Source organism: Bradyrhizobium sp., assembly GCF_030693485.1.
Lineage (GTDB): Bacteria > Pseudomonadota > Alphaproteobacteria > Rhizobiales > Xanthobacteraceae > Bradyrhizobium.
The window spans coordinates 1-4,713 of record NZ_JAUYAN010000140.1 but is presented as its reverse complement, the minus strand read 5'-3'; the positions used below and the strand labels follow the sequence as shown (position 1 = coordinate 4,713).

Genomic DNA, 4,713 nt, shown 5'->3' with positions numbered 1-4,713 from the left:
TGAGCTGCTGCCGGTTTGATGGACACCCGGTTAAGCTAATCCCACCCTGCGTTCGAACTCAACAGGGCTGATGTACCCGATCGTCGAATGACGCCGGGTCGCATTGTAGAACCGCTCGATGTAGTCGAACACATCTGCTCTGGCCTCGTTCCTGGTGCGATAGGTTTTACGCTCGATGCGTTCGGTCTTCAGCGACGAGAAGAAGCTCTCCATCGCCGCGTTGTCCCAGACGTTGCCGGATCGGCTCATGCTGCAAACGATGCCGCTGTCAGCCATCAGGCGCTGGAACTGTTCGCTGGCGTATTGGCTGCCACGATCGGAGTGATGCATCAGGGTGTCCGGCTTGCCGCGCCGCCAGACGGCCATCAGAAGCGCATCCGCAACCAGTTGCGCTGTCATGCTGGCGCTCATCGACCAGCCGACCACCCGGCGCGAGAACAGGTCGATCACGGCCGACACGTAGAGCCAGCCTTCGGCGGTCCAGATGTAGGTGAAGTCGGCGATCCACTTCTGGTTCGGCCGCTCGGCCACAAACTGCCGGTCCAGAAGGTTCGCCGGGATGTTAGCTACCTGGCGATCGCCTTCGTCCTTCGGCAGGCGCCGGCGCCTTGGCCGTGCCCGCAAGGCCTGCTGGCGCATCAGCCGCTCGATCCGGTGCAGACCACATCCGACGCCGTCTGCCAAAAGGTCTCTCCAAACGCGCCGTGCGCCGTAGGTCCGGTCGCTGGCAAGGAAGCTTGCCTTCACCTGCTGGCCTACTGTCTCGTCGCTTCGGGATCTGGCGCTGGGCGATCGGTTCAGCCAGGCATGGAAGCCCGACCGCGATACGCCCATTGCTTCGCATAGCCATGCCACCGGCCAGATATTCCGGTGCTTCGCGATGAAGACGAACTTCATGTCGCTTCCCTCGCGAAGAAGGCCGCGGCCTTTTTTAGGATATCCCGCTCCGCCTTCAGCTTATTGACCTCGCGCCGCAGCCGCTCGATCTCCAGCTGCTCCGGCTTCATCTGGCCGTGACCGGGAAAGGCCTGCACCGGGTCAGAGCCGAACTCCTTCACCCATTTGCGCAGCACGTTCTCATGAACGCTCAGGTCTCGGCCGGCTTGCGCTACCGACACCCCGCGCTCCCTGACAAGCTTGACCGCCTCGATCTTAAACTCTCGGCTGAATCTTCGTCTCTGCATGACCCACCTCCGGCTGTATGAAACACCCAATCTTGGTGTCCATCAAACCGGCAGCAGCTCAGATCACCAGGCTACTCAGTCGGCGTGATACCTGGTCTCGAACGGTGAAGCTTGCCGACGACCCGCTGCAGAGCTGGACTAATCAATCCCCGATGGGGGGATAATTTGCGTAGACCCTTCCCTTGACGACGGGAATTGTTGAGTCGAAGATCAGTAGGCGTAAGGTTGCCATCTATTTTAGGAGAATTACTCCGTGGTAGGCCCCCTTTGGTTTCTCCTCCCAATCATCCTTGCTGGAATGACTTTTACTGTAGACCGCGCAGCAGCCGCGCCGGAATGCGGCCCGCCGTTTTACCATTGCTCCGCGGGTACTTTTTGCACTTCTCAAAATATGGGCGATAATGCTACTTCAGGCATTTGCTGCCCAGCGGGTCATGAACCAACACTCGTCGGCTTTAGGACCATCGGTGGTTTTCCTAATCAGCCAATCTGGGAGTGCAGGCGGCCTTCCAATAAGCCCAAACCCAATCCGTGTTCAAAAGGTCAGAAACTAGTCAACGGCAAGTGTGAGCCAGCGGGCGGTAAGAAGCCTCTTTCGCCGTGCCCTGCCGGTGAGGAACGAGTTGGAAGCCAATGCCTGCCAAAGTGTCCGAAGGGTACGACACGGCGCGCAAATCAGTGCGTTCCGAATCCGCAGCCGATCCAGCCGGACTTGAATTGCTGGGCGCAGGGTGGCGTCATGGGCAAGGACGCAAAAACGGGCAAGACGTTTTGTGATACGACAAGCACCTGCAGGCCATGGGGGTATGCATGCAAGCACGTTGATAACCGAATCGGTACTACGTGCTGCAATCCAGGGCAGGTTTGCGATGCTGGTAAGATGGGCGATACTAAAAATTGGGGGTGCAAGTGATCCGAGGCCCGGTTATCGCTCCGTGACGTGCCGAGCGCGTGGGGACCCTCAATCGAGACGCGAGGCGGTGGTGGAAAGCGCCCGGCGCTCAAGCAACAGGAATCGCATTACGGTGACAGTGCACCAAATAACCTTCCTAACGCGCGACATTGCGAAAAAGGCGGGATGGATTCGATGACACAGTATGTCGGCGTTCTCGACGGTAACTGCAAAACCTACGGTGTGAGGATTCCGGACCTTCCCGGCTGCTATGGTGCGGGCCGATCCCCGGAAGCAGCGCTGGCCGATGCCATGTCGGCAGCCCGCGAATGGCTCGCCCACCGTGCGACAAAAGGCGAGACCCTGCCCAGGCCCCGCACCATGGCGCAAATCCTCAAGGCTGAAGAAATAAGTCCGGCTGCGAACGAGATGGCCGTTCTTGTTCCGGTAGTTCTGGACAAGGGACGCACGGTGCGCGCCAACCTCACCCTTGATGCGGGATTGCTGGAAGCTATCGATGCGGAAGCCGAAAAGCGCGGTCTTTCACGGTCAGCTTTTGTTGCCAGCCTTGCCCGCGAACGGTTAGCGAAGGTGTGAGAAGTATGCTTCAATGATTTCGGCGCGCAGAACTGGCAACCCGTTTGCAATTCCGCCCCATATCGAACAGCGAGTTCGGCCACGTGATGAGCCGGAAAAATCGGGTCCCGCTTGCTGACCGCGTTGCCAGGGCGGCTGAAGCCGCGCTTGTCGCCCAGCATTTTGTGAGCGCCATCGACGTCCTCACCGGGATCGGATGGCTCGATCCCGGAGCGGCGGAGCGCTGGCGCCGTGGGCAGATCGATTGTCTGGAGGAAGTTGTCCAGATCGATGCGCCGCGCATCTCGAAAGCCATCCGGCTATTCGGGTCTTGGGCGACCGCGAAAGAATTGTTGCCAAGCCCGACGGCGTATGTCGGTCGTACGCCGGACCGTCCGACGCTGCGCTTCAGCCGAAGCGGAAACCCTGCAATCGAGAATTCATACCGGACACATTGGGTCTCCCCCGAACTTTCCGAGAAGAAGCGCGCGCGTCTGGCGGAAACGGCAAGCCGTCCCCCGGAACTGGTGGTGATCCAGCCATTGAACACCGCGTGGATATGTCATCGATGCGGCGGCAGTGGGGATCTCCTGATGATGGAGACTCCCGGTCCTGCGTGCCTGCGCTGTGTTGGCCTCGACGATCTGACATATCTGCCGGCAGGCGATGCCTTGCTCACCCGACGCGCCAAATCGAAAAGCAGCCGGCATGCTGTCGTCGTGCGCTTCAGCAGGACTCGTGGCCGTTACGAGCGACAAGGCCTGCTGGTCGAGCCGCAGGCGTTGGCGGATGCGCCGCAAGCAACCTGAGCAGCGGAGTTCGGCGGCTCGCCTTCGTTCATCGCCTCAGTTCGCTGATGCCCAATTCCGCCCACAGCCAGCTGAAGTCGTAACTCGCCATCGCGCTGTTGGAGTCACCGGCCATCGCGGTCTTGTTTTCGATCAGTTTGAGCCATTCGGCGACCTTGAGGCGTCCGCTCGCCGTCTTGACGGCGGCGCGCGGCGTCTCGCCGCCGAGCATTGGAACCGGCTCATAGAGCGCGCGGCGGTAGTGTTCTCATCATCCACGCCGACAGCGCCCGTTCGCGCAGCCGTCCGCGGAACCCCGCCCTGCAACGCGGTCTCGCCGATCCATGCGCATGGCAGCGCGGGGAATGCTGGTGTAGTGTCGGATGAGCGATGAACGGGAGTCCGAATGACCGAGATAGCCGAAAAGCCCTCTTCCCATTCCGCTCCGGCGACCGAGGCGCCCTTCCGACCGCATACTTCGCACTGGGGCGTTTTCTCGGCGCGCTGGCAGGGCGACGAGCTGGAGGTTCGCCCGCATCCCGGCGATCCCGACCCGAACCGCATCATCGAGAATTTTCCCGGGGCCTTGCGCCATCGCGCACGCGTGGCGCAGCCGATGGTTCGCCGTGGCTGGCTCGAAGGCAAGCGTGGACCCGACGCGCGCCGCGGCCGCGACGAGTTCGTTCCGCTGTCATGGGACGCCGCACTCGATCTGCTCGGCACGGAGCTGGCGCGGGTGCGGGACCGGCATGGCGCGGGCTCGGTATTCGGCGGATCCTATGGCTGGTCGAGCGCGGGCCGCTTTCACCACGCGCAAAGCCAGGTCCACCGTTTTCTCAACGTCGCGATGGGGGGCTATGTCAGGTCGGTCAACACCTACAGCTCCGGCGCTTCCTCGGTCCTGATACCCCACATCATCGGCGACTATGAGCAGATGACGAAGCGCAATGTGACCTGGGAACAGATCGTCGCGCATAGCGAGATCGTGGTTGCCTTCGGCGGCATGGCGCTGAAGAACAGCATGGTGGCCGGCGGCAGCGTCAGCCAGCATGTCGAGCGCGGCGCCATGGCGCGCGCCCGGGCGAACGGCTGCAAGTTCGTCAATGTGAGTCCGCTGCGTGAAGATCTGCCCGAGGAAGCCCGCTCGCAGTGGATCGGCAACATCCCCGGCACCGACACCGCGCTGATGCTCGCGCTGGTGCACACGCTGGTGGTCGAAGGACGGCATGATCGCGAATTCCTCGACCGCTATACCGTCGGCTGGCCGGTGTTC

The 4,713-nt window shown here is 61.6% G+C and carries 5 protein-coding genes; 3 read left to right on the top strand and 2 right to left on the bottom strand.

Going from position 1 to position 4,713, the window contains the following annotated elements; translation table 11 throughout:
- Positions 1 to 30: 30 nt before the first annotated feature.
- Positions 31 to 1,184 (bottom strand): IS3 family transposase gene (locus Q8N40_RS10410; RefSeq protein ID WP_305711760.1). Its coding sequence is split into 2 segments (ribosomal slippage): positions 31 to 935 and positions 935 to 1,184, totalling 1,155 coding nucleotides; the frame shifts between segments, so codons are not numbered across the junction.
- A gap of 1,078 nt (positions 1,185 to 2,262) precedes the next feature.
- Here Q8N40_RS10410 and Q8N40_RS10405 point away from each other — a divergent pair.
- On the top strand, positions 2,263 to 2,673 hold the full coding sequence (locus tag Q8N40_RS10405) for a type II toxin-antitoxin system HicB family antitoxin (protein ID WP_305711759.1): 411 nt from the start codon (positions 2,263 to 2,265) through the stop codon (positions 2,671 to 2,673).
- 86 nt (positions 2,674 to 2,759) lie between these two features.
- Positions 2,760 to 3,461: a hypothetical protein gene (locus Q8N40_RS10400; RefSeq protein ID WP_305711758.1), complete on the top strand. Its 702-nt coding sequence runs from the start codon at positions 2,760 to 2,762 to the stop codon at positions 3,459 to 3,461.
- Between the two features lie 28 nt (positions 3,462 to 3,489).
- Here the strand turns inward: Q8N40_RS10400 and Q8N40_RS10395 are convergent, their stop codons facing one another.
- Positions 3,490 to 3,672 carry a hypothetical protein gene (locus Q8N40_RS10395; RefSeq protein WP_305711757.1) on the bottom strand — a complete coding sequence of 61 codons (183 nt, stop codon included), beginning with the start codon at positions 3,670 to 3,672 and terminating at the stop codon, positions 3,490 to 3,492.
- 174 nt (positions 3,673 to 3,846) lie between these two features.
- Here Q8N40_RS10395 and Q8N40_RS10390 point away from each other — a divergent pair.
- The coding region (locus tag Q8N40_RS10390; RefSeq protein ID WP_305711756.1) for a molybdopterin-dependent oxidoreductase at positions 3,847 to 4,713 on the top strand (867 nt) is incomplete at its 3' end.